This window comes from Pseudomonas sp. NFACC43 (assembly GCF_900119645.1).
Taxonomy (GTDB): domain Bacteria; phylum Pseudomonadota; class Gammaproteobacteria; order Pseudomonadales; family Pseudomonadaceae; genus Aquipseudomonas.
Genome location: NZ_FPKK01000021.1, coordinates 60877 through 85822 on the forward strand (window position 1 = coordinate 60877; position 24946 = coordinate 85822).

Genomic DNA, 24946 nt, shown 5'->3' on the forward strand with positions numbered 1-24946 from the left:
GATTACCCCTTGACCGCGCCGGCCGTCAGCCCGCGCACGAAATACTTGCCTGCGACCACATAGACCAGCAGGGTCGGCAGCCCGGCGATCATCGCCGCCGCCATATCAACGTTATATTCCTTGGCCCCGGTGCTGGTGTTGACCAGGTTGTTCAGCGCCACCGTGATGGGCTGCGAATCGCCGCTGGAGAACACCACGCCGAACAGGAAGTCGTTCCAGATCTGCGTGAACTGCCAGATCAGGCAGACCATGATGATCGGAGTCGACATCGGCAGGATGATCCGCCGGAAGATGGTGAAGAAGCCCGCCCCGTCCAGGCGCGCCGCCTTCACCAGCGCATCGGGAATGCTGACGTAGTAGTTGCGGAAGAACAGCGTGGTGAATGCCAGGCCGTACACCACGTGCACGAACACCAGGCCGGTGGTGGTGCTGGCCAGGCCCATCTTGCCGAGGGTGAACGAGGCCGGCAGCAGCACGGTCTGGAACGGCAGGAAGCAGCCGAACAGCAGCAGGCCGAAGAACAGCTGCGACCCGCGGAAGCGCCACATCGACAGCACGTAGCCGTTCAGCGCACCGATGGCGGTGGAGATCAGCACCGCCGGGACGGTGATCATGATCGAGTTCCAGAAATACCCGTTCACCGTGGCCCAGGCCTTGACCCAGCCGATGCCGCTGACCTCGGCAGGCCAGCTCAACAGGTTACCGGTGCTGATGTCTTCGGGCGTCTTGAAGCTGGTCAACAGCATGACCACCAGCGGCACCAGGTAAAGCAGCACGGCCAGGATCAGTACCGCGTAGATCGCGATGCGGCTGAAGCTGATGGCAGGTTTGGCGGCGAGACTAGTCATGACGCTTGGTCCTCAGCTCGGAATACAGGTAAGGCACGATGATCGCGAGGATCGCGCCGAGCATCAGGATCGCACTGGCCGAGCCCATGCCCATCTGGCCACGACTGAAGGTGAAGGAATACATGAACATGGCAGGCAGGTCGGACGAGTAACCCGGACCACCGGCCGTCATCGCCGCCACCAGGTCGAAACTCTTGATCGCGATGTGCGCCAGGATCATCACGGCACTGAAGAACACCGGACGCAGGCTGGGCAGCACCACTTTCCAGTAGATGCGCGGCATGCTCGCGCCATCGATCTGGGCAGCGCGGATGATCGACTGATCGACACCTCGCAGGCCGGCCAGGAACATCGCCATGATAAAGCCCGAGGCCTGCCAGACGGCAGCGATGACCAGGCAATAGACCACGCGATCCGGATCGATCAGCCAGTCCAGGCGAAAGCCTTCCCAGCCCCAGTCACGCAGCAGTTTGTCCAGGCCCATGCCCGGGTTGAGCAGCCATTTCCAGGCAGTACCGGTGACGATCATGGAGAGCGCCATCGGGTACAGGTAAATGGTGCGGATGAAACCTTCGCGACGGATGCGCTGGTCGAGCAATACCGCCAGCAACACGCCGATCACCAGGGTGATGCCGATGAACATGCCGCCGAAGACCGCGAGGTTCTTGCTCGCCACCCACCAGCGGTCGTTGTCCCACAGCCGTGCGTATTGAGCCAGGCCTGCCCACTTGTAGGTTGGCAGGAAGGTAGAAGTGGTGAACGACAGAACGAACGTCCACAAGATGTAGCCATAGAACCCCACCAGCACGATGAACATGCTCGGCGCCAGTACCAGTTTCGGTAGCCAGCGCTGCAATGCATCGAACGGCGAGGCCTTGCTGAACACAGCAACAGAACTCATGGGGAAAATCCAAAACAGAGAAAGACTACAAACATTTCCTTGTGGGGCGAGTTCTGTGGCGAGGGGATTTATCCCCGATCGGCTGCGAAGCAGCCGCAAAGCCATTGCATGCGGTGTTTCCAATACTCCGACATGGCAACTTTTTCGAGGCCGCTGTGCGACCCATCGGGGCGGTGCAACGTTTCGCTAAATCCTCTCACCACAAAGGCCCGTTCCCACAAGGGACCGCGGCGCAGTTACTTGGCCGACTGAACCGCCGCGCCAAGCTTCTTCGCAGCATCGGCCGGGTCGGCTTTCGGGTCGTTGATGTAGTTGGTCACTACGTCGAAGAACGCCCCCTGTACCGCCAGCGTGGTCGCCATGTTGTGCGCCATGCTTGGCTGCAGGCCGCCATTCTTGGCGTCTGCCAGGAAGTCCTTGGCGGCGGTCTGGGCACAGGAGTCGAAACCGTACTTGGCCATGTCGGCCAGCATGTCGTTACGCACCGGGATCGAACCCTTGTTGATGCTGAAGACCTTCTGGAAGTTTTCACCCAGGACGACCTTGGCGATGTCCTGCTGACCGGCCGCGGTGCCTTCGTCTTTCTGCTTGAACACCGCGAGGGAGTCGATGTTGTAGGTGAAGGCCTTGTCGGTGCCCGGGAAGGCTACGCACTCGTAGTCCTTGCCGGCGACTTTCTTGGCCGCGGTCCATTCGCTCTTGGCCCAGTCACCCATGATCTGCATGCCGGCCTTGCCGTTGATGACCTTGGCCGCTTCCAGGTTCCAGTCCTGCCCCTTGCCATCGGCGTCCATGTAGGTCGCGACTTTCTTCAGCTCGGTCAGTGCCTTGATCATTTCCGGACCGGTCAGCGCCTTGTTGTCCAGGTCGACCAGTGCCTTTTTGTAGCCATCGGCTCCCATGACCGAGAGCACCACGGCTTCGAACACGGTGCTGTCCTGCCAAGGCTGGCCGCCGTGGGCCAGGGGAATGAAGCCTGCGGCCTTGAGCTTGTCACCGGCGGCGTAGAACTCTTCGAGGGTGGTCGGGTTCTTGGTGATGCCGGCTTTCTTGAAGACTTCCGGGTTGATCCACAGCCAGTTGACGCGGTGGATGTTCACCGGCACGGCGACGTAGTCACCGTCGTACTTCACGGTGTCGGAGACTTTCTTGTCCAGCAGGCTGTCCCACTTCTCCTGCTTGGCGACGTCCTTCAGGACATCGGTATCGAGCAGGCCGGTGGTCGCCCATTCCTGGATGTCCGGGCCCTTGATCTGGGCTACGCCCGGAGGGTTGCCGGCCACGGCGCGGCTCTTGAGTACGGTCATGGCGGTGGAACCGCCGCCACCGGCGACAGCGCCGTCCTTCCAGGTAAAGCCGTCTTTTTCTACCTGGGCCTTGAGCACATCGACCGCGGCTTTTTCACCACCCGACGTCCACCAGTGAACGACTTCCACGGAACCTTTCGATTCGGCGGCCAGGGTGCTGACGGGGAATGCTGCGACGGGAAGCAGGGAAGCAAGAGAAATGACAGTAGCGAGGCGAGAAATCGCATTCATCTAGAAGTACCTTTCTTTTTGTTATGCATGCAAGTCTGGTGCTTGCGCTGCATGGATTCTAATCAGGGGCAATCCCTTCGCAGGTAACGAAGGGACGCGCGTATGTCACGACATGGTTACACAGGCACCGGCGCGGACAACCGCGCCAGGGCCGATGCCATGCTGGGTGCCAGCGGCAGGCGCGGTATCAGCACGGCCTGCCAGGCATGATAAAGGTCCGGCTTGCCCGGCCAGATGTCGGCGCTGGGACGGTTCTGCGGGTCGAGTTCGTGATGCCAGCTGCCGTTGCAGCGGTCGATGAAATGCTTGTCACAGAACTCCCAGAAACGTCGGTACCAGGTCTCGTATTGCGCTTCGTCGGTGCGCTTGAGCAAGGCGCTGGCCGCCGCTGCCGCTTCGGCATGCACCCAGTGCAGGCGATGACGGACCACGGCGCGGTTGTCCCAGTCCAGGGTGTAGACGATGCCGGGGGCACCATCGACATCCCAACCATGACGGCAATTGTGCTCGAAGAGTCTTTGCGCATCCTGGACCAGCCAGCCCGGCGTCAGCATGCCGATCCGTACACGCGCGGCCTCGAGGTGCAGCAGCAGGCGCGCCCATTCGAAACCATGGCCGGGAGTAGTGCCATAGGGGCGGAAACCGTCGGCGGGATTGTCGTGGTTGTATTCGCGCAGCGGTTGCCAGTCGCGATCGAAATGCTCCACGACCATGTAATCGTTGGCGGCCGCATGGCCGTGGATGACGCGTTCGACGATCCGCAGCGCGCGGGCCAGCCAGCGCGGGTCGTCCGTGGCATCGGCCAGGGCCAGGAAAGCCTCCGTGGCGTGCATGTTGCTGTTGGCGCCGCGATAGGCTTCCTCTTCACGCCAGTCGCGGTTGAAGGACTCGCGCAAGGCCCCCTCTTCTTCACACCAGAAATGTTCGTCGATGACCCGCACCGCCTCCTTGAGCAAGGCCTCGGCACCGGGGCGCTGGGCTACTGCAGCGGAACTGGCGGCCAGGGCAACGAAGGCATGCAGGTAGGCGGCTTTGCCCGTGTCGTTGTCATCCGGATTGGCCACCGCGAACCAACCGCCGTGCTCGGCGTCGCGCAGCGGGCCGCTGAGAGCCTGGATCCCATGGTCCACCAGTTCGGCGAAACCGGGCAGGCCCTGGATATGTGCCATGGCGAAGCTATGGGTCATGCGAGCGGTGTTCATGGTTTCGGCCCGCGCGTCAGCCGGCAGGCTGCCTAGCTCGTCGAGATTGCCGAAGCCGTCCGGCAACTTCGAGGCCCTGGCGAACGCCAGCAGCCGCAAGCCTTCGGCGGCAAGCCATTGCTGGTGGGCAGGAGCATTCAGCCAACTGCTGAAGGCCGGGTGGAAGGTGTCCATCGCAGTACCTTTTTTGTTGTTTTAACGCAGGGAGTCTAAACAAGGGAGGGGATGGGCCAGGTAACGAAAGGGACGAGTTATGTCACCGACTTGTGACATTTGACCGGGAGAGATGGATCGAGACGACTGGCGCCATCGCGAGCAAGCTCGCTCCCACAGGGGTTTTGTGAACACCGAAGACCCAGTATGGGAGCGAGCTCGCTTGCGATGTAACGATTACGCGGCCCGATCAATCCACACTGCGAGGCAACTGCAAGGTCACCCGCAACCCGCCTTCGCGCAGGTTCTGCAGGCTGACTTCGCCGCCATGGCTATGGGCGATGTTGCGGGCGATGCCCAGGCCCAGGCCGTAGCCCTGCTGCTGTCCGGCCAGGCGGAAATGCGGCTCGAAGACTTGCTCAAGGCGCTGCTCCGGCACACCCGGGCCTTCGTCGTCGACGTGCAGGATGAACGCGGTTTCGTCGTCATCGATATGCAAATGAGCGTTCTGCCCGTATTTCAAGGCATTGTCGATCAGGTTGCCGATGCAGCGCTTGAGGGCCAGCGGCTTGCCCGGATAAGGCGCCAGTGCCCGGCCATCCTGGGTGACGCGACCATTGCCGTTGGGTGCCAGGTAAGGCTCCACCAGGCAGTCGAGCACATGGTTGAGGTCCACCGGCTCGATGTTCTCGTGGATATCCGTGTCCTTGACGCATTGCAGGGCGCCTTTGACCAGCAGTTCCAGCTCGTCCAGGTCGCGGCCGAACTTGGCCTGCAGGTTCTCGTCTTCCAACAGCTCGACCCGCAGCCGCAAGCGGGTAATGGGCGTGCGCAGGTCATGGGAAATCGCGCTGAACAACTGGCTGCGCTCGGTCAGGTAGCGGCTGATCCGTTCGCGCATCGCATTGAAGGCCCGCCCCACTTCCACCACTTCGCTGCCCCCACCCTCGGCCACGGGCTCCACCTCGGCGCCCAGCGACATGTCCCGCGCCGCCCGGGCCAGACGCTTGAGCGGCCGGCTCTGCCAATGCACCAGCAAACCGATGAACAGCAACAGCAGGGAGCTGGTCAGCACGATGAAGCCGACCTGCTGCTTGGGCAGGTCCTGCTCTTCGAGACTGGTATAGGGTTCGGGCAGCAGCGAGGCGATGTACAACCATTCGCCCGGCGCCATCTGGATCTGCGTGACCAGGACAGGCGGGTTCACCGGCTCCAGGGTCAGGGCGTAATGAGCCCATGAACGGGGCAACTCATCGAGCTTGAGGCCGCCGTTGAAGATCCGCAGGTCCTCGGGGCTGACAAACTTGACGGAGATGTCGGCGTTATTGCCCAGGGAGCGGCGCAATACCTCATCCACCGCCTTGAGCACCGCCAGTTTACGCGGCGTGTTCGGGAGCACATCCATGCCCAGGGGCTTGTCGTTGAGGGTCACGACGAACCGCGTGCCGCCCATGCTGCGCAGTTGATCCAGCACCAGCGGCCGATAGGCCACCGGCAGCGAACGCAGGTAGCTGACACTGGCGGTCATTGAATGGGCGAGGCTGCGGGCACTGGTCACCAGGCCCTCGAGCTGGGTGGCACGCAGTTGCGATACCCAGATCAGGCTGGACAAGGTCTGGGCGAACAACACCACCAACAGCGTGAGCAGCAACATCCGTCCCAGCAACGAACGTGGCACCGGCACCCGCTGGGCGATCTTCCTGATCCAGTCAGTGCCCATTGCAGGCAACCACATTGGCCGCCAACTGATAGCCGCTGCCGCGCACCGTACGGATCAGCCGCGGCGGTTTTTCCGTATCGCGCAAGCGTTGGCGCAGGCGACTGACCGCCATGTCGACGATCCGGTCCAGGGGCATCAATTCTCGGCCACGGGTGGCGTTGCCGATGGTGTCGCGGTCGAGGATTTCCTGGGGATGATCGAGGAACAGCTTGAGCAGGGCGAAGTCGGCGCCGGACAGGATGACTTCTTCGCCATCGGCGTGAAACAGGCGGTGGCTGATCATATCCAGCCGCCACTCGTCGAAGGCCAGCACTTCGCCGCCGGAGCGTTCCTGGCCGAACTGGGCCCGGCGCAGCAGGGCCTTGATGCGGGCCTGGAGTTCCCGGGGGCTGAAGGGCTTGCCCAGGTAGTCGTCGGCCCCCAGTTCCAGGCCGATGACCCGGTCGGCTTCGTCGGAGCTGGCGGTCAGCATGATGATCGGCACGTGCGCCTGGCGCGGGTGCTGGCGAACCCAACGACACAGGCTGAAGCCGTCCTCGTCGGGCAGCATCACATCGAGGATCACCAGGTCGCTCGGCGCTTCGTTGAACGCCTGGCGAAACCCGGCGCCATCCGGGGTGGTGCGCACCTGAAAACCCGCACGACTGAGGTAGGTGTCCAGCAGCTCGCGAATCTCCTGGTCGTCGTCGACCAACAAAATCGATTTGTTCACTGAACTCACGGGCCTCGTCCTTGTTGTTTGGATTGGGGCGGATTATGCCTGATGGATGAGGACTACAGACACACTGCGGGAGCGAGCTTGCTCGCGATAACGGAGTGTCAGTCATCCTTGATTTGACTGTTACACCGCTATCGCGAGCAAGCTCGCTCCCACAAGGTTCGCGGTTCGAACTTCAAGCTTGGGCAGATTGCTCCAACGCCACACCCGCGCCCATGAGCCCGGGATACGGCGCCGTCACCAGCCAGACCGGGATACCCTTGAAGTAATCGCTCATGCAGCCCTTGTCGGCGAAACAACGGGCGAAACCGCTCTCGATGAAAAAATCGGCAAACCGCGGGACCACGCCACCGACGATATAGACACCGCCTCGCCCTCCCACCGTCAACACATTGTTACCCGCCACGCGCCCCAACCAGCGACAGAACTGCTCGAGCACTTCCAGGGCGATGGGGTCGCCGGCCAGGCCGGCGGCGGTGATGGATTCCGGGGTGTCGAGTACCGGCACGTGGCCATCCACCGCGCAGATCGCCCGGTACACCCTGGGCAAGCCACTGCCACTCAGGGCGGTCTCGGCGCTGACGTGGCCGATCTCGTTGTAGATGTGTTGCCACAGCTGGGTTTCCCGCGGACTGCTCATCGGCAGGTCGACATGACCGCCCTCACCCGGCAAGGCCGCGAAGCGCCCCTCGCCCAGGTTCAGCAGCGTACCGACACCCAGCCCGGTGCCCGGCCCGATCACCACCGCCGGACGCATCGGCTCGGGAGTGCCCTGGCAGACGACCCGATATTCGCCGGGACGCAGGCAGGTCATGCCCAGGGCCATGGCCGAAAAGTCGTTGACCAGCAGCAGTTGCTCCACCTGCAAGGTCCGGCAGAACGCCAGATTGCTCAAGCGCCAATGGTTGTTGGTGAAGCGAAACTCATCGCCGCTCACCGGTCCCGCCACGGACAGGCACACCGAGCCAATGGCGCCCGGCTCCATGCCCATGCCGCTCAGGTAAACCTTGATGGCATCTTCGGGGCAGGCGTAGTCCGCCGTCGCCAGCACCTGGATATTCTCCAGGTTGTGGTTCTTCCACAACGCGAAACGTGCGTTGGTCCCACCGATGTCACCGACCAAAGCCAGTTTCAATTAAGCGTCTCCAGGGCAGAAGTGAAGGCGCTGGCGCCCTGCTCTGCCGAGCTGAAGGCCATGCGCATGAAGCCGAACAGCTCGCGACCGGTACCGATGTTGTTGCCCAACAGGCCCTTGGCCGGTTCGCGCGCGGCGAATTCCTCGGCGTCCACCTTCAGTTCCAAGGTGCCTTTGACGCCGTCCACGCGGATGATATCGCCCTCCTGCACCCGGGCCAACGGACCACCGACATAAGCTTCGGGGCTGACATGAATCGCCGCCGGGATTTTCCCCGACGCGCCGGACATGCGACCGTCCGTCACCAACGCCACCTTGAAGCCGCGATCCTGCAGCACGCCGAGGAACGGCGTCATCTTGTGCAGCTCCGGCATGCCATTGGAGCGAGGCCCCTGGAAGCGCATGACTGCGACGAAATCCTTCTCCAGCAGACCGGCCTTGAACGCATCGGCCAGGTCCTGCTGATCCTGGAACACCATGGCCGGCGCTTCGACGATCTGGTTTTCCAGGGCCACGGCCGAGACCTTCATCACTCCGCGCCCCAGATTGCCCTCCATGACTCGCAGGCCACCCTCGGCAGAGAATGCCCGGGCCACCGGGCGCAGGATGTTTTCGTCGAGGCTTTCGGTCGGGCCGTCGCGCCATACCAGCTCGCCGTCTTCGAGGAACGGCTCCTGGGTATAGCGGCTCAGGCCATGGCCGAGCACGGTGTTGACGTCCTCATGCAGCAGACCGGCTTCCAGCAGTTCGCGAATCAGGAAGGACATGCCACCCGCCGCCTGGAAGTGGTTGATGTCGGCCTTGCCGTTCGGGTAGACGTGGCTGAGGGTCGGCACCACCTCGGAGAGGTCGGCCATGTCCTGCCAGGTCAACTGGATCCCGGCCGCCATGGCGATGGCCGGCATGTGCAGCGTGTGGTTGGTGGAGCCGCCAGTGGCGTGCAGCGCGACGATGGAGTTGACCAGCGCCCGCTCGTCGACGATTTCGCCGATGGGCATGAAGTTGCCGCTCTGCTTGGTCAGGCGCGTCACCTGGTAGGCCGCCTCGCGGGTCAGGGCATCGCGCAGCGGGGTGTTCGGGTTGACGAACGAAGCGCCCGGCAGGTGCAGGCCCATCACTTCCATGAGCAACTGGTTGGTGTTGGCGGTGCCGTAGAAGGTGCAGGTACCGGGGCTGTGGTAGGACTTCATCTCCGATTCCAGCAGCTCTTCGCGAGTGGCCTTGCCCTCGGCGTAGCGCTGGCGAACGTCAGCCTTTTCCTTGTTGGAAATGCCCGAGACCATCGGCCCGCCGGGCACGAAGATCGTCGGCAAGTGACCGAAGCGCAACGCGCCCATCATCAGGCCCGGGACGATCTTGTCGCAGATGCCGAGCATCAGCGCGCCGTCGAACATGTTGTGGGACAGCGCCACGGCCGTGGACAGGGCGATCACTTCGCGGCTCGGCAGGCTCAGCTCCATCCCCGCCTCGCCCTGGGTCACGCCATCGCACATGGCGGGAGTACCGCCGGCGAACTGGCCGACCGAGCCGATTTCGCGCAGGGCTTTCTTGATCTGTTCCGGAAAGGTTTCGTAAGGCTGGTGGGCCGACAGCATGTCGTTATAGGAAGACACGATGGCGATGTTGGCGGCGTTCATCATCCGCAGGTGGTGCTTGTCTTCGCTGCCGCAACCGGCGACGCCGTGGGCGAAATTGGCGCACTGCAATTTACCGCGCATCGGCCCGTCGCTGGCGGCGCCGCGAATCAGTGCAAGGTAAGCCTGACGCGTGGCGCGGCTGCGGGCGATAAGCCGTTCGGTGACCTCAAGTACGCGGGGATGCATGTGTAGAACTCCAGGCTAACGGGTATGGCGACCTGATTGTCTATGCTGGTCAAAAGCCCCGCCCACAGGGGGCGGCAGGCGGCTTGTCGACCATTCGGACCAGTTGATGCAGGTCACTCGTTGTAGATAAAACAAAATATTGCCATCAAAAAGGCTTGTTTTCTATTTTTATGCGAATAATCTTGTAATTCCAACAACAAATCGACGGCGGCGCAGTTAATGACTCTTCGAATCGCAATCAATGGTTTTGGCCGCATCGGCCGCAACGTCCTCCGTGCACTTTATACCCAAGGCTATCGTCGCGACTTGCAGATCGTCGCCATCAACGACCTGGGTGACAGTGCGATCAATGCTCATCTGCTCAAGTTCGACACCGTCCACGGCACGTTCGATGCCGATGTCCAGCACGATCACGAAAGCCTGACGGTCAATGGCGACCGCATCTCGGTCAGCGCCATCCGCAATCCGGCCGACCTGCCCTGGGCCGCCGAGAAGATCGACGTGGTCTTCGAATGCACCGGGCTGTTCACCGACCGCGCCAAGGCCGCCGCGCATATCAGCGCCGGCGCCCGCAAGGTGATCATCTCGGCTCCGGCCAAGGGGGCCGACGCCACCGTGGTGTATGGCGTGAACCACGACATTCTGCGCCAGTCCCACCAGGTCATTTCCAACGCCTCTTGCACCACCAACTGCCTGGCCCCGGTGGCCCAGGTGCTGCACCGCGAGCTGGGCATCGAAAGCGGCCTGATGACCACCATCCATGCCTACACCAACGACCAGAACCTGACGGACGTCTACCACAGCGACCCGTATCGCGCCCGTTCCGCCACCCAGAACATGATCCCGAGCAAGACCGGCGCCGCCGAGGCGGTGGGCCTGGTGCTGCCGGAACTGGCGGGCAAGCTGACCGGCATGGCCGTGCGCGTGCCGGTGATCAACGTTTCCCTGGTGGACCTGACCGTGCAGCTCAAGCGCGAGACCTCGGCCGACGAAGTCAATGCGCTGCTGCGCCAGGCCAGCCAGCATTCGAAGATCCTGGGCTATAACACCCTGCCCCTGGTTTCCAGTGACTTCAACCACAACCCGCTGTCGTCGATCTTCGACGCCAACCACACCAAGGTCAGCGGCAAGCTGCTCAAGGTACTGGCCTGGTATGACAACGAGTGGGGCTTCTCCAACCGCATGCTGGATAACTGCCTGGCGCTGTGCAACGCGGAGTGATCCACACGCTCAGTCCAGCTTTTGTGTAGCGGCGAGCTTGTAGAGACGAGCTTGCGCGCGATAGCGATGGGTCAGGGTCAATCGACAATGATGCGACTTGGCCGAACGGCATCGCGCGCAGCTCGCTCCCGCAGGGGACGGGGGCATGGGATCGGGAGGGTCACGAAATCAAGGCTTGACCTGTCAAGTAGATAATAATCATTATCATCTACTCAAATCGGATCGAGCCCTGCCGTGAGTCAATCGCGCTTTCACCACGTCTTCCTCGCCCAGCGTACACCGCTGCTGCGCACCCTTGAACGTATGGTCAACAACCCCAGCACTGCCGAAGACCTGCTTCAGGAAACGTACCTGCGCGTGACCCGTGCCCTGAACGAGCGTACGGTCGATCATCTTGAACCCTTCGTCTTCCAGACCGCGCGCAACCTGGCACTGGATCATCTGCGCGCCCGGCGTATCCAGTCGCGGACATTGCTGGAGGACGTCCCGGTGGACGTCGTGAACAATGTGGTGGCCCCCCAGAGCAGCGCCGAAGACGCCGCCCATGCCGGACGCATGCTCGAACGCCTCAACGTCAGCCTGCAGGCCTTGAGCCCACGCCAACAACAGATCTTCATGCTCAGCCGCCTGCAAGGTCACGCTTATCAAGAGATCGCCGAGCGCCTGGGTGTCTCGCCGAGTACGGTGCAAAAGGAACTGAAGTTGATCATGGCAATCTGTATCGGCGTGGCTGAACGTCTCGACGCCGACTGAGCCTGTAGGAACTTTCCATTCGAGGCCGCCGCCGATTGCGTTGGCCGGCGGCCCTGCTAATCTTGCCGCCCTCAAGCCTGATACGAACAGCAGTGCATAGACACCGCCGAGGAAGCACCGTGACGGACACCCATCGCGCCCCCGGGCCAGCTTCAGCCACAGACACCGCCCATGCCATGGAGCAGGCGCTGGACTGGCTGATCCTGCTGGACAACCCCAGCCAGGAGCAGACCCGGCAGTTCCAGGCCTGGCTGGCGGCCGACCCGCGTCATGGCGAAGCGTTCGTCAGGGCCCAGACCATCTGGAACGGCCCGCAGGTACTGGAAAGTGCCCGGCAGCTCCAGGCGGCGCCGAAAGCCACGGCGCTGTCACGCCTGCGTGCCCATTGGAAACCGCTGGCCACCGCCGCCGTGCTGTTCCTGGGCCTGTTCAACTTCAGCGACTTGCCCCTGCACTTGCAGGCCGACCACCTGACCGTGGTCGGCGAGCGCCAGCGCCTGCAACTGGAGGACGGCTCCAGGGTCCTGCTCAACACCGATTCGGCCTTCTCCAGCACGTTCAATGAACAGCGACACATGGCCCGGCTGTACAAGGGCGAAGCGTTCTTCGAGGTTCCCGGCGATCGCAACCTGCCGCTGGAAATCGAAGCCGGCCCGGTTACCGCCAGTGTCAGCGATACCACGTTCGCCGTGCGCTACCTCGACGGCGTGGCCCAGGTCCAGGTGCAGCGCGGCGATGTGGACCTGCGGGCCAACCGCAACGACACGCGTGTCCGGCTCTCGGCCGGAGAAAGCATTCGCATCGGTCCCAACGGCTTCGATCGCCCGGCAAGGCTCGATGCCAGCACCGACCTGGCGTGGGTCCAGGGCCGACTGGTGTTCGAAAATCGACCGCTGGACCAGGTACTGGCCGAACTGCAACGCTATTACCCCGGCTGGATCATCAATCGCAACGAGCAGTTGGCCCACATCGCGGTGACCGGCAACTACCGCCTCGACCAGCCGCTGGACGTGGTGCGCTCGCTGGCCCATATCACCTCGGCGCGGGTCCAGGAGTTCCCGGCCCTGGTCATTCTCAACTGAACGAGCATTATTTTTACTCGATAGCGTGAGCTGGTTCGTCTCGTTATAGCCAATGCAATTGATTCGCATCTACAGATGCCGATCTGCACCTATAACAGATGCGACACGGAGCGCTATCGATGTCCTCTCGCCTTACTTGCCGGTTCCTTGCCCCTACCCGCACGTTGTCATTGCTGACCGCCGCCATCCTGATGGCCGGCAGCGTCCCGGCCGCCCTGGCCGCCACCGCCACGCGTTCGTCGACTCACAACATGGGCGACTACACCTTCGCCATCGCCCAGCAACCGCTGGTCTCTGCCCTGAATGCCTTTACCGCAGTCACTGGATGGCAGGTGGGCCTGCCGGCCGAACTGGCCGACGGGGTCGCCTCGCCCGGCGTGAACGGTTCGCTATCGCCGGAAAAAGCCCTCGAGCGCCTGTTGGTGGGGACCAACCTGAGCTATCGCAAACTGGGCAGCAACAACGTGGTTCTGGAAAAGAGCAGCGCCGGCAGCGTACTGAACCTGCAACAGGTGACTATCAGCGCCACCCGCCAGGAACAAGCCATCGCCAGCGTGCCCAGCACCGTCACGGCCCATGACCGCCAGGCCCTGGACCGCAACAACGTCAACACCCTCAAGGACCTGGTGCGTTACGAACCCGGTGTCTCGGCGGGGGGTGCCGGCCAGCGGGGCGGCATCAGTGGCTATAACATCCGCGGCATCGACGGCAACCGGATCCTGACCCAGGTCGATGGTGTGGAAATACCCGACAGTTTCTTCAACGGCCCCTATGCCAAGACCCAGCGCAACTATGTCGACCCGGAAATCGTCAAGCGCGTGGAGATCCTGCGCGGCCCGGCCTCGGTGCTGTACGGCAGCAATGCCATCGGCGGTGCCGTCAGTTACTTCACCCTGGACCCGGACGACATCATCAAGCCCGGCAGCGACGTCGGCGCCCGGCTGAAAACCGGCTACAGCTCCGCCGACGAGAGCTGGCTCAAGTCCGCCACCGTCGCCGGCCGCAGCGGCGCATTCGATGGCCTGCTGCACTACAGCCAGCGCGACGGCCACGAAACCGAATCCTATGGCAGCCACAATGGCACCGGCCTGGACCGCACCGCGGCCAACCCGGAGGATGTACGCACCCACAACGTCCTGGCCAAGCTGGGCTGGAACTATGACGATGATGCGCGCCTGGGGCTGGTCTACGAGAAGTACAAGGATGACCGCGACAGCGATCTGAAAAGCGCCTATGGCGGCCCGTATGCCAACGGCCAGCCGGCCATTCCTCCCGCCGTGCTGCCCGGTGGCATGTACCAGTGGCGCACCGGCAACGACACCATCAGTCGCGAGCGCTTCGGCCTGGAACACAGCTTCGCCCTCGACAGCCTGCTGGCCGACCGCGTGAAGTGGAGCCTGAACCACCAGGTCGCCAAGACCGACCAGAGCACCGCCGAGTTCTATTTCCCCATCACCCGCCAGGTGCTACGCACCCGGGATACCCTCTATGAAGAAAAACAGTGGGTATTCGACGCGCAGCTGGAAAAAGCCTTCAGCATCGCCGAGACCGACCACGCGCTGACCTACGGCACCACCCTCAAGCAGCAGAAGGTGACCGGTTCGCGCAGCGGCAATGGCGTCTGCCTGGCGGTCGGCGTGGGCTGCCCGACCGTCGGTGCCATCAGTACCCGCGACGTGCTGGCAAAAGCCAGCGATTTCCCGGACCCGACCATCAATACCTACAGTCTGTTCGCCCAGGACCAGATCAGCTGGGAAAAGTGGACCTTCACCCCGGGCCTGCGCTACGACCACACCCGGCTCAAGCCGCACCTCACCGAGGAATTCCTCAACACCGTCGACCCCACCAGCGGCGGCGAAGTCAGTGACAGCAACAAGACCTGGCATCGCGTTTCGCCCAAGTTCGGCCTGACCTACGCGTTCACCGATCAGTACACCTGGTACGGCCAGTACGCCGAAGGGTTCCGCACCCCGACCGCCAAGGCCCTGTACGGGCGCTTCGACAACCCCGGTGCCGGCTATAGCGTGGAACCCAACCCCGACCTGGAACCGGAAAAAAGCAAGAGCTACGAGACCGGCCTGCGGGGGCGTTTCGATGCCGGCTCCTTCGATGTGGCAGTGTTCTACAACAAGTATCGCGATTTCATCAACGAAGACGCGATCACGCCCGGGGCGGACCAGCTGACCTTCCAGAGCAATAACATCAAGCACGCCACCATCAAGGGCGCCGAGGTCAAGGGGCGCCTGGACCTGGACGTGTTCGGCGCGCCGCAGGGCCTGTATACCCAGGGCTCGGTGGCCTATGCCTATGGTCGCAACGACGATACCGGCCAGCCGATCAACAGCGTCAACCCACTGACCGGGGTGTTCGGCCTTGGTTATGACCAGGACGGTTACGGCACCCTGCTCAGCTGGACCCTGGTCCGGAAGAAGAACCGCGTCGACGACAGCAACTTCAACTCCCCCGATGGCGTCAGCAGCCAGTTCAAGACCCCAGGCTTCGGCATCCTCGACCTGACCGGGTTCTACAAAGTGACCGACGACGTCACCGTCAGTGGCGGGCTCTACAACCTTACCGACAAGAAGTACTGGCTGTGGGATGACGTGCGCGGCTACGACAGCGTCGGCGAGGCCGCGGTGCTGAGCCCCGCCAACCTCGATCGCCTGACCGCGCCCGGACGCAATTTCGCAGTGAACCTGATCTGGGACATCTGACGATCCCAGGCAACACAGCTCCCGTGGCGAGGGGATTGATCGCCGCTGGGCGCGCAGTATCCCGAAATGTCTATCTGGCACTTCAGATGATCGGAGGCGTTTTAGGAGCGGCTGCGCGCCCCGCCCGGGGACAAATCCCCTCGCCATCAATGTGCTTACTCAAAGGAATTTTTCATGACCATAGAACGCCCCATCACACGCTCCCAACGCCTGAACCAGATCACCCACGAGCCCCACAGCAGACTCGACGCACTGGTCAAGGCCCACGCCCCGTTCGAAACCCCGGCCAGCTTCGCCCGCTTCGTCGTCGCCCAGTACCTGTTCCAGTCGGAACTGGTGGCCCTGTACAACGACCCGCAGTTGTCCGCGCTGATCCCCGACCTGTCGGCCCGCTGCCGCGCCGAAGCGGCCAAGGCCGACCTGGCGGACCTGGACACGCCGGTGCCGGCACCCGTGAACGGCGCGGTGAAGCACCCGACCCAGGCCGAGGCCCTGGGCTGGCTGTTCGTCTCCGAGGGGTCGAAACTGGGGGCTGCGTTCCTGATCAAGCGCGCCGTGGCCCTGGGCATGAACGAAACCTTCGGCGCCCGTCACCTGGCTGAACCGGCAGGCGGCCGCGCCGAAGGCTGGAAAACCTTCACCCGAACCCTCGACGGCCTGGTCTTCAGCGAACAACAGGAAGCCGAGGCGGACAAAGGCGCGCTGGATGCATTCAACCGCTTTACCGTGCTGCTGGAACACGCCTATGCGGCCGAGCCGGCTTGAACACATCGCCATCCCCTCAGGGAGCGAACCGGCTCGCGGTGACGGCCACCCAGTCGGCACATAGGCGCCTGTCAGAGCGCTATCGCGAGCAGGCTCGCGCCCATGAGGGAACCGTTCATGCTTGAACCAGGACACGCGAACCGCAGCCCCTCGAAAGCCGCCCGGCTGTTCTTCACGCTCCTGGCCTATGCCAGCCTGGCCATCGGCCTGATCGCCATCGTCGTGCCTGGCCTGCCGAGCACCGAGTTCATCCTGCTGGCCGCCTGGGCCGCGACGCGTGGCTCGCCGCGTCTGAGCGCATGGCTGGAGAATCATCGGTGGTTCGCAGCGATACTGCGCACCTGGCGCAACGGCAAAGTCATCGCGCGCAGGGCCAAGTTCGGCGCCACCGCCAGCATGCTGCTCTGTGCCGGGCTGATGCTGGCGCTGCTCGATCACCGCTGGCCTGTTTACCTGGCATTGCTGGGAATGGGTTTAGGCAACCTCTGGATCTGGTCCCGCCCGGAACGCCCTCCGGACAAGGATGCTAGCGCCCGCTGGGCGGTGAAGCGCCGCCCTGCGGATTTTTGATCTATGCTCGCCCTTTCATTGTGCGCAGGGCCTTCGATGACCGATCAGCTCACGTCCATGCAAGCCGCCCTTGGCTTGCCCATGACCCCGATCCCCTTCACCGACGAAGGCGCCTTGCCCTCGGCATTCGCCGTCACGGAACTGGCCTGCGCCAGCATCGCCGCGGCCGGCCAGGCTGTCGCCGAACTGCTTCACCAGCAAACCGGCCGGCGTCCCTCTTTGGAAGTCGACCGGCGACTGGCCTCGTTCTGGTTCTCCACGTCCTTGCGCCCCCTGGGCTGGAGCGTGCCGCCGATGTGGGACCCGGTGGCCGGCGACTACGCCACTGCCGATGGCTGGATCCGCCTGCACACCAACGCGCCGCATCATCGCCTTGCGGCGGAAAAGGTCCTGGGCGTCTGCCGTGATCGCGACGACATGGCAAGCAAGGTCGCTCTCTGGAACAAGGCCGAACTGGAACAGGCCGTGGTGAATGCGGGCGGTTGCGCCGCCGAAATGCGCCCGTGGCAGGCATGGCAGGGCCATCCCCAAGGCAAGGCGGTGAACGCCGAACCGCTGGTGCACTTCGACGCCAGCCTCGATGCCCGGCCTGGCCCCTGGCTCGGTACTGTGGCGCGACCACTGGCGGGACTCAAGGTGCTGGACCTGACCCGTGTGCTGGCCGGCCCCATTGCCAGCCGCTTCCTCGCGGGCCTGGGGGCCGATGTCCTGCGCATCGATCCACCGAGCTGGAACGAGCCTGGCGTGGTGCCGGAAGTGACCCTGGGCAAACGCTGCACCCGCCTCGACTTGCATCGAGCCGACGACCGTGCAGTGTTCGAGACTTTGCTCAAGGATGCCGACATCCTCTTGCACGGCTATCGCGCCGATGCCCTGGAACGCCTGGGTTATGGCGCCGCGCAACGCCAGCAATTGGCCCCCGGGCTGATCGATGTGAGCCTCAACGCCTACGGCTGGAGCGGCCCTTGGCAGAACCGACGCGGCTTCGACAGCCTGGTGCAGATGAGCAGCGGCATCGCCGAAGCCGGCATGGGTTGGAAACAGGCCGACAAACCGACACCCTTGCCGGTGCAGGCGCTGGATCACGCCACGGGATACCTGATGGCGGCCAGCGCCATCGTGCTCTTGTCCCGTCGCCTGGCGAACGGCCCAGGCGGCTCGGCACGCCTGTCCCTGGCACGTACGGCAAAACTGTTGATCGAACACGGCGCGGGCGCCCAGACCGCGCTACGACCCGAGAACAGCGCCGACCAGGGGTTGCTGGTGGAACAAACGCCCTGGGGCCCGGCCCATCGGTTGCAGGTGCCGCTGAGAATCACCGGTACGCCTTTGCAATGGGCAGCGCCAGCGACCGAACTGGGTGCCCATCGCCCGCAATGGTGATGGCCGCCCAATCGCCAGCGAACCGTGCCAGCGTGTCGATCCATTGTGGCAAGGGGGTTTATCCCCCTGGAACGTGCACGCTTCGTTAAATCGCCTCACCACACTGACGGTCTCTAACTTGCCAGAAAGGCAACCTTCGCCTCACAACGCCAAAAATCCACTGTACAACCCATACGCCGCCAACCCCGCCCCGGCCATCACGCAGGCGAAAATGCCTTTCTCCACATGGGTGAACAACGGCTGTCCCTGCTCGCGCTTGGCCTGGGCGAACAGGATGACGCCCGGCGCATACAGCAGCGCCGACAGCAGCAGGTACTTCACGCCGCCGGCATACAGCAGCCACACCGCGTAGCACAGCGCAACGCCACCGATGCACAGGTCTTTCATCCGCTGGGCCGAAGCCTGCCCATAGGTTTCGCCCCGGGCGCAAAGCAACACCGCATAGGCTGCCGACCACAGGTACGGCACCAGGATCATCGACGACGCGAGGTAGATCAGGCTGGTGTAGGTGCCTGCGGAAAACAGGGTGATCAGCAAAAACAACTGGATCATGCCATTGGTCAACCACAGCGCATTGACCGGCGCACGGTTGGCATTTTCCTTGGTGAGGAACGCCGGCATGGTCTTGTCCCTGGCGGTCGCGTAGAGAATCTCGGCGCACAGCAGCGCCCAGGACAGCAGCGCCCCCAGCAGCGATACCGTCAGGCCCACGCTGATCAGCAGGGCGCCCCAGGGGCCGACCACATGCTCCAGCACGCCGGCCAGGGACGGGTTCTGCAGTTGCGCCAATGCAGGCTGGCTCATGATGCCCAGCGACAGCACGTTCACCAGCACCAGCAGCGCCAGGACCCCGAGGAAACCGATCACGGTGGCGCGGCCGACGTCCGCACGTTTTTCCGCTCGTGCCGAATAGACGCTGGCGCCTTCGATGCCGATGAACACGAATACCGTGACCAGCATCATGTGGCGCACCTGGTCCATCACGCTGCCCAGGTCCGGGTTCATCGTGCCCCAGATATCCCGGGTAAACACCTCGGCCTCGAACGCCACGGCGGCGATGACGATGAACACCAGCAGCGGCACGACCTTGGCGACAGTGGTCACCAGGTTGATGAACGCCGCCTCCTTGATGCCGCGCAATACCAGAAAGTGCACCGCCCACAGCAGCAGCGATGCGCAGGCGATGGCCACAGGGGTATTGCCCTGGCCGAACACCGGATAAAAATACCCCAGGGTGCTGAACAGCAGGACGAAATAACCGACGTTGCCCATCCACGCACTGATCCAGTAGCCCCAGGCCGAAGAGAAACCCATGTAGTCGCCGAAACCGGCCTTGGCGTAGGCGTAGACCCCCGAATCCAGGCCAGGTTTGCGGTTGGCCAGGGTCTGGAAGACGAAAGCCAGGGTCAGCATGCCGACGGCGGTGATGGTCCAGCCGATCAGTACCGCGCCGACGTCGGCCCGGGCGGCCATGTTTTGCGGCAGGGAAAATATCCCGCCGCCGATCATCGACCCCACCACCAGCGCGATCAGCGCACCGAGTCGTAACTTTTCAATCGGCTGAGGCATTTTTCTCTGACCCATTAAGTAGATAAATGCGACATAACGTTCTTGAATAACGTCACCCGCAAAAAGTCCAAGGGACTCATTACCCCAGTATGTTCAGGACAACAATAAAGAAAGGCCAGGACAGCCGATTATTTTTGTCATGAAGGCAGGGTTCAAAATAGTTGCGATCCAAAAAAAATCAACTAGCGTGAATTGTCCCGCCAGGAAAATACGTCCCTTTCAAACCCATCCAAAGCTTCTAGAACGGGCCTTGCACGAACATTCACGGGCATCAAGCAAAACACTTAACCCCTTCATTAACAATGGAATGTTGTCATGCACTGATCCAGATCAGGTATTCAACTTCCAAATCGACTTAGCCTGTTGACTCTCTTCTCCTGCATTGGAGTCTTACAAATGTCTAACACTCCTGGAAAACTTCGATTGGGTGCATTGGTTGCACTGGTTGTCGGCTCCATGATCGGTGGCGGGATCTTTTCCCTGCCGCAGAACATGGCCGCCAGCGCCGATGTCGGAGCGGTACTGATCGGTTGGGCCATCACCGCCGTCGGCATGCTGACCCTGGCCTTCGTCTTCCAGACCCTGGCCAACCGCAAACCCGACCTGGACGGCGGCGTGTATGCCTACGCCAAGGCCGGTTTCGGCGACTACATGGGCTTCTCTTCGGCCTGGGGCTACTGGATCAGCGCCTGGTTGGGCAACGTCGGTTATTTCGTCCTGCTGTTCAGTACCCTGGGCTACTTCTTCCCGATTTTCGGCGAGGGCAACACCGTGGCGGCGGTGATCGGTGCCTCGGTGCTGTTGTGGGCGGTGCATTGGCTGGTGCTGCGCGGCATCAGGGAGGCGGCGTTCATCAACCTGGTGACCACCGTCGCCAAGGTCGTGCCGCTGTTGCTGTTCGTGCTGATCGCGCTGTTCGCCTTCAAGCTCGAGATCTTCACCCGGGACATCTGGGGCACGATGAACCCCGACCTGGGCAGCGTGATGAACCAGGTGCGCAACATGATGCTGGTCACCGTGTGGGTGTTCATCGGCATCGAGGGGGCGAGCATCTTTTCCGCCCGCGCCGAGAAACGCACCGACGTGGGCAAGGCCACCGTGATCGGCTTCATCACCGTGCTGCTGTTCCTGGTGCTGGTGAACGTATTGTCCCTGGGCATCATGACCCAGCCGGAACTGGCCAAGCTGCAGAATCCATCCATGGCCGCGGTGCTGGAGCACGTGGTGGGCCACTGGGGTGCGGTGCTCATCAGCGTCGGCCTGATCATCTCGCTGCTGGGCGCCCTCTTGTCCTGGGTGCTGCTGTGCGCCGAGATCATGTTCGCCGCCGCCAAGGACCACACCATGCCGGAGTTCCTGCGCCGCGAGAACGCCAACCACGTACCGGCCAACGCCCTGTGGCTGACCAACGCGATGGTCCAGCTGTTCTTGATCATCACCCTGTTCTCGGCCAGCACCTACCTGTCCCTGATCTACCTCGCCACCTCGATGATCCTGGTGCCGTACCTGTGGTCGGCGGCCTACGCGCTGCTGCTGGCGGTGCGTGGCGAGACCTACGAGGGCTTCGCGGCCGAGCGGCGCAAGGACCTGGCCATCGGCGCCATCGCCCTGGTCTACGCCGTCTGGCTGCTGTATGCCGGCGGGATCAAGTACCTGCTGCTGTCCGCCCTGCTCTACGCCCCCGGCGCGATCCTGTTCGCCAAGGCCAAGCGCGAGCTGGGCAAACCGGTTTTCACCTCTGTCGAGAAGCTGATTTTCGCCGCAGTGGTCGCAGGCGCCCTGGTGGCGGCCTATGGACTCTACGACGGCTTCCTGACCCTGTAGCCGACTGTTCAACTGGAGGATGTGTAATGACCACGGAAAAAGTGAAGTACGGCGTTCATTCCGAAGCCGGCAAACTGCGTAAAGTCATGGTGTGCTCCCCAGGCCTGGCTCATCAGCGCTTGACCCCGAACAACTGCGATGAACTGCTGTTCGACGATGTGATCTGGGTCAACCAGGCCAAGCGCGACCATTTCGATTTCGTCACCAAGATGCGCGAGCGCGGCATCGATGTGCTGGAGATGCACAACCTGCTGACCGACATCGTCGCCATGCCCGACGCCCTGGACTGGATCCTGCAGCGCAAGATCACCGCCAACTCGGTGGGCCTGGGCCTGGTGAATGAAGTCGGTTCGTGGCTGCGCAGCCTGGAACCGCGCAAGATCGCCGAATTCCTGATCGGCGGCGTCTCGGCCGACGACTTGCCGGACAGCTTCGGTGGCAAGACCATCCAGATGTTCCGCGATTTTCTCGGCCACTCCAGCTTCATCCTGCCGCCGCTGCCCAACACCCAGTTCACCCGCGACACCACCTGCTGGATCTACGGCGGCGTGACCCTGAACCCGATGTACTGGCCGGCGCGTCGCCAGGAGACCCTGCTGACCACCGCCATCTACAAGTTCCACCCCGAGTTCACCCACGCCGACTTCCAGATCTGGTACGGCGACCCGGACCAGGACCATGGCAACGCCACCCTCGAAGGCGGTGACGTGATGCCCGTCGGCAATGGCGTGGTGCTGATCGGCATGGGCGAGCGCTCGTCCCGCCAGGCCATCGGCCAACTGGCGCTGAACCTGTTCAAGCACAAGGCCGTGGAACGGGTGATCGTCGCCGGCCTGCCCAAGTCCCGTGCCGCCATGCACCTGGACACCGTGTTCAGTTTCTGCGACCGCGACCTGGTGACCATCTTCCCCGAAGTCGTCGGCCAGATCGTCGCCTTCTCCCTGCGGCCCGACGAGAGCAAGCCCGGCGGCATCGACGTGCGCCGCGAGGAAGGCAGCTTCCTCGACACCGTGGCCGCCGCCCTCAAGCTGCCGGCGCTGCGGGTGGTGGAAACCGGTGGCAACAGCTTCGCCGCCGAGCGCGAGCAATGGGACGACGGCAACAACGTGGTGGCCGTGGAGCCCGGCGTGGTGATCGGCTATGACCGCAACACCTACACCAACACGCTGCTGCGCAAGGCCGGCGTGGAAGTGATCACCATCAGCGCCAGCGAACTGGGCCGCGGCCGCGGCGGCGGCCACTGCATGACCTGCCCGATCATCCGCGACCCCATCGACTACTGACCTTCGAGCCTGGGCGGCATCGACCCGATCCCGCCCAGGGGATAACCGAAACCCAAGGAGATCCATCATGGCTTTCAACATGCGCAACCGCAGCCTGCTGAGTTTGATGCACCACACCAACCGCGAGCTGCATTACCTGCTGGACCTGTCCCGCGACCTCAAACGCGCCAAGTACACCGGCACCGAGCAGCCCCACCTCAAGGGCAAGAACATCGCGTTGATCTTCGAAAAGACTTCGACCCGCACCCGCTGCGCCTTCGAAGTCGCAGCCCATGACCAGGGCGCCCACGTCACCTACATCGACCCGGTGTCGTCGCAGATCGGCCACAAGGAAAGCATGAAGGACACCGCCCGCGTCCTGGGGCGGATGTTCGACGCCATCGAGTACCGCGGCTTCGAACAAGAGATCGTCGAGGAACTGGCCAAGTTCGCCGGCGTGCCGGTGTTCAACGGCCTGACCGCCGAATTCCACCCCACCCAGATGATCGCCGACACCCTGACCATGCGCGAGCACAGCGACAAGCCGCTGCATGACATCAGCTACGCCTACCTGGGCGACGCGCGCTACAACATGGGCAATTCGCTGCTGATGATCGGCGCCAAACTGGGCATGGACGTGCGCATCGGCGCACCGAAAGCCCTGTGGCCGCACCAGGATTTCATCGACCAGTGCCAGGCCTTCGCCGCCGAAAGTGGCGCACGCATCACCATCACTGAAGACCCGAAAGAAGCCGTCAAGGGCGTGGACTTCATCCACACCGACATCTGGGTCTCCATGGGCGAGCCGGTGGAAGCCTGGGACGAGCGCATCGAGCAGTTGCTGCCCTACCAGGTCAACGCCCAGATGATGAAAGCCTCGGGCAATCCCCGGGTGAAATTCATGCACTGCCTGCCCGCGTTCCACAACAGCGAGACCAAGGTCGGCAAGGACATCGCCGGCCGCTACCCGCACCTGGCCAACGGCGTGGAAGTGACCGAGGACGTCTTCGAGTCCCCGGCCAACATCGCCTTCGAGCAGGCGGAAAACCGCATGCACACCATCAAGGCGATCCTGGTGTCGGCATTGGCGGATATCTGAATGCCCGACGCGAATCACTGTGGGAGCAAGCTCGCTCCCACAGGGGCTACGTTGCTCATCACATTTTTAGAAGGACAGCATCATGCGCATCGTCGTTGCCCTGGGCGGTAACGCCCTCCTGCGTCGGGGTGAGCCCATGACCGCAGACAACCAACGCAGCAACATCCGCACCGCGACCGAGCAGATCGCCAAGATCCATGCCGGCAACCAGCTGGTCATCGCCCACGGCAACGGCCCGCAGGTCGGCCTGCTGTCATTGCAGGCGGCGGCCTACACCTCGGTCACACCCTATCCGCTGGACGTGCTGGGGGCCGAAACCGAGGGCATGATCGGCTACATCATCGAACAGGAACTGGGCAACCTGCTGGACTTCGAAGTGCCGTTCGCCACGTTGCTGACCCAGGTGGAGGTAGACGCCGACGACCCGGCCTTCCAACACCCCACCAAGCCCATCGGCCCGGTCTACGACAAGACCGAAGCCGAAAGACTCGCCGCCGAGAAAGGCTGGGCCATCGCCCCGGACGGCGACAAGTACCGCCGGGTGGTGGCCAGCCCACGACCCAAGCGCATCTTTGAAATCCGTCCGATCAAGTGGCTGCTGGAAAAAGGCAGCATCGTGATCTGCGCCGGTGGCGGCGGCATCCCGACGATGTACGACGCCCACGG

At 63.0% G+C, this 24946-nt stretch carries 19 protein-coding genes and 1 pseudogene; 11 read left to right on the forward strand and 9 right to left on the reverse strand.

Annotation, left to right across the window (positions count from 1 at the left end; translation table 11 throughout):
- Nucleotides 1–2: 2 nt before the first annotated feature.
- The 8 genes from BT179_RS24940 to edd all read right to left on the reverse strand — a co-directional run bounded on the left by BT179_RS24940 (nucleotide 3) and on the right by edd (nucleotide 10038).
- Nucleotides 3–848, reverse strand: a complete 846-nt coding sequence (locus BT179_RS24940) for a carbohydrate ABC transporter permease (protein WP_072398877.1) — start codon at nucleotides 846–848, stop codon at nucleotides 3–5.
- A complete protein-coding gene (locus BT179_RS24945) occupies nucleotides 841–1749 on the reverse strand; it encodes a carbohydrate ABC transporter permease (RefSeq protein ID WP_072398878.1) in 909 nt (302 codons plus the stop codon). Before BT179_RS24945 ends, BT179_RS24940 begins: the two co-directional genes overlap by 8 nt.
- Nucleotides 1750–1985: 236 nt before the next feature.
- A complete protein-coding gene (locus BT179_RS24950) occupies nucleotides 1986–3287 on the reverse strand; it encodes an ABC transporter substrate-binding protein (RefSeq protein ID WP_072398879.1) in 1302 nt (433 codons plus the stop codon).
- Between the two features lie 116 nt (nucleotides 3288–3403).
- Nucleotides 3404–4663: a D-mannose isomerase gene (locus BT179_RS24955; protein ID WP_072398880.1), complete on the reverse strand. Its 1260-nt coding sequence runs from the start codon at nucleotides 4661–4663 to the stop codon at nucleotides 3404–3406.
- Between the two features lie 229 nt (nucleotides 4664–4892).
- Nucleotides 4893–6362: an ATP-binding protein gene (locus BT179_RS24960; protein WP_072398881.1), complete on the reverse strand. Its 1470-nt coding sequence runs from the start codon at nucleotides 6360–6362 to the stop codon at nucleotides 4893–4895.
- On the reverse strand, nucleotides 6352–7083 hold the full coding sequence (locus BT179_RS24965; RefSeq protein ID WP_072398882.1) for a response regulator: 732 nt from the start codon (nucleotides 7081–7083) through the stop codon (nucleotides 6352–6354). The genes BT179_RS24960 and BT179_RS24965 overlap by 11 nt, the downstream gene beginning before the upstream one ends.
- Before the next feature lie 172 nt (nucleotides 7084–7255).
- Nucleotides 7256–8215 carry a glucokinase gene (locus BT179_RS24970; RefSeq protein ID WP_072398883.1) on the reverse strand — a complete coding sequence of 320 codons (960 nt, stop codon included), beginning with the start codon at nucleotides 8213–8215 and terminating at the stop codon, nucleotides 7256–7258.
- Nucleotides 8212–10038 (reverse strand): phosphogluconate dehydratase, encoded by a 1827-nt coding sequence (gene edd, locus BT179_RS24975; RefSeq protein ID WP_072398884.1) that lies wholly within the window; start codon nucleotides 10036–10038, stop codon nucleotides 8212–8214. Before edd ends, BT179_RS24970 begins: the two co-directional genes overlap by 4 nt.
- A gap of 219 nt (nucleotides 10039–10257) precedes the next feature.
- Between edd and gap the strand changes: the two genes are divergently transcribed.
- The 7 genes from gap to BT179_RS25010 all read left to right on the forward strand — a co-directional run bounded on the left by gap (nucleotide 10258) and on the right by BT179_RS25010 (nucleotide 18526).
- On the forward strand, nucleotides 10258–11259 hold the full coding sequence (gene gap, locus BT179_RS24980; RefSeq protein WP_072398885.1) for a type I glyceraldehyde-3-phosphate dehydrogenase: 1002 nt from the start codon (nucleotides 10258–10260) through the stop codon (nucleotides 11257–11259).
- Between the two features lie 234 nt (nucleotides 11260–11493).
- On the forward strand, nucleotides 11494–12012 hold the full coding sequence (locus tag BT179_RS24985) for an RNA polymerase sigma factor (RefSeq protein ID WP_072432136.1): 519 nt from the start codon (nucleotides 11494–11496) through the stop codon (nucleotides 12010–12012).
- 119 nt (nucleotides 12013–12131) lie between these two features.
- Nucleotides 12132–13094, forward strand: a complete 963-nt coding sequence (locus BT179_RS24990) for a FecR family protein (RefSeq protein ID WP_072432135.1) — start codon at nucleotides 12132–12134, stop codon at nucleotides 13092–13094.
- 119 nt (nucleotides 13095–13213) lie between these two features.
- Nucleotides 13214–15808 (forward strand): TonB-dependent receptor, encoded by a 2595-nt coding sequence (locus BT179_RS24995; RefSeq protein WP_072432134.1) that lies wholly within the window; start codon nucleotides 13214–13216, stop codon nucleotides 15806–15808.
- Between the two features lie 174 nt (nucleotides 15809–15982).
- Nucleotides 15983–16573, forward strand: a complete 591-nt coding sequence (locus BT179_RS25000) for a biliverdin-producing heme oxygenase (RefSeq protein ID WP_072432133.1) — start codon at nucleotides 15983–15985, stop codon at nucleotides 16571–16573.
- A 117-nt stretch (nucleotides 16574–16690) separates the two neighbouring features.
- The gene (locus tag BT179_RS25005; protein WP_072432132.1) at nucleotides 16691–17143 is read left to right on the forward strand and encodes a YbaN family protein; all 453 of its coding nucleotides are present in this window, start codon (nucleotides 16691–16693) and stop codon (nucleotides 17141–17143) included.
- Between the two features lie 36 nt (nucleotides 17144–17179).
- Nucleotides 17180–18526: a CoA transferase gene (locus BT179_RS25010; protein WP_072432131.1), complete on the forward strand. Its 1347-nt coding sequence runs from the start codon at nucleotides 17180–17182 to the stop codon at nucleotides 18524–18526.
- Nucleotides 18527–18667: 141 nt separating this feature from the next.
- On the opposite strand, the gene arcD (BT179_RS25015) is transcribed toward BT179_RS25010, so the two are convergent.
- Nucleotides 18668–20095 carry an arginine-ornithine antiporter gene (arcD, locus tag BT179_RS25015; protein WP_072398892.1) on the reverse strand — a complete coding sequence of 476 codons (1428 nt, stop codon included), beginning with the start codon at nucleotides 20093–20095 and terminating at the stop codon, nucleotides 18668–18670.
- A gap of 396 nt (nucleotides 20096–20491) precedes the next feature.
- Between arcD (BT179_RS25015) and arcD (BT179_RS25020) the strand changes: the two genes are divergently transcribed.
- The 4 genes and pseudogenes from arcD (BT179_RS25020) to BT179_RS25035 all read left to right on the forward strand — a co-directional run.
- Nucleotides 20492–21919, forward strand: a complete 1428-nt coding sequence (arcD, locus tag BT179_RS25020; RefSeq protein WP_072432130.1) for an arginine-ornithine antiporter — start codon at nucleotides 20492–20494, stop codon at nucleotides 21917–21919.
- A 26-nt stretch (nucleotides 21920–21945) separates the two neighbouring features.
- A complete protein-coding gene (gene arcA, locus BT179_RS25025; protein WP_072431157.1) occupies nucleotides 21946–23202 on the forward strand; it encodes an arginine deiminase in 1257 nt (418 codons plus the stop codon).
- A gap of 67 nt (nucleotides 23203–23269) precedes the next feature.
- On the forward strand, nucleotides 23270–24280 hold the full coding sequence (locus BT179_RS25030; RefSeq protein ID WP_072431156.1) for an ornithine carbamoyltransferase: 1011 nt from the start codon (nucleotides 23270–23272) through the stop codon (nucleotides 24278–24280).
- Nucleotides 24281–24362: 82 nt separating this feature from the next.
- Nucleotides 24363–24946: pseudogene (locus tag BT179_RS25035) on the forward strand (carbamate kinase); the annotation flags it as partial.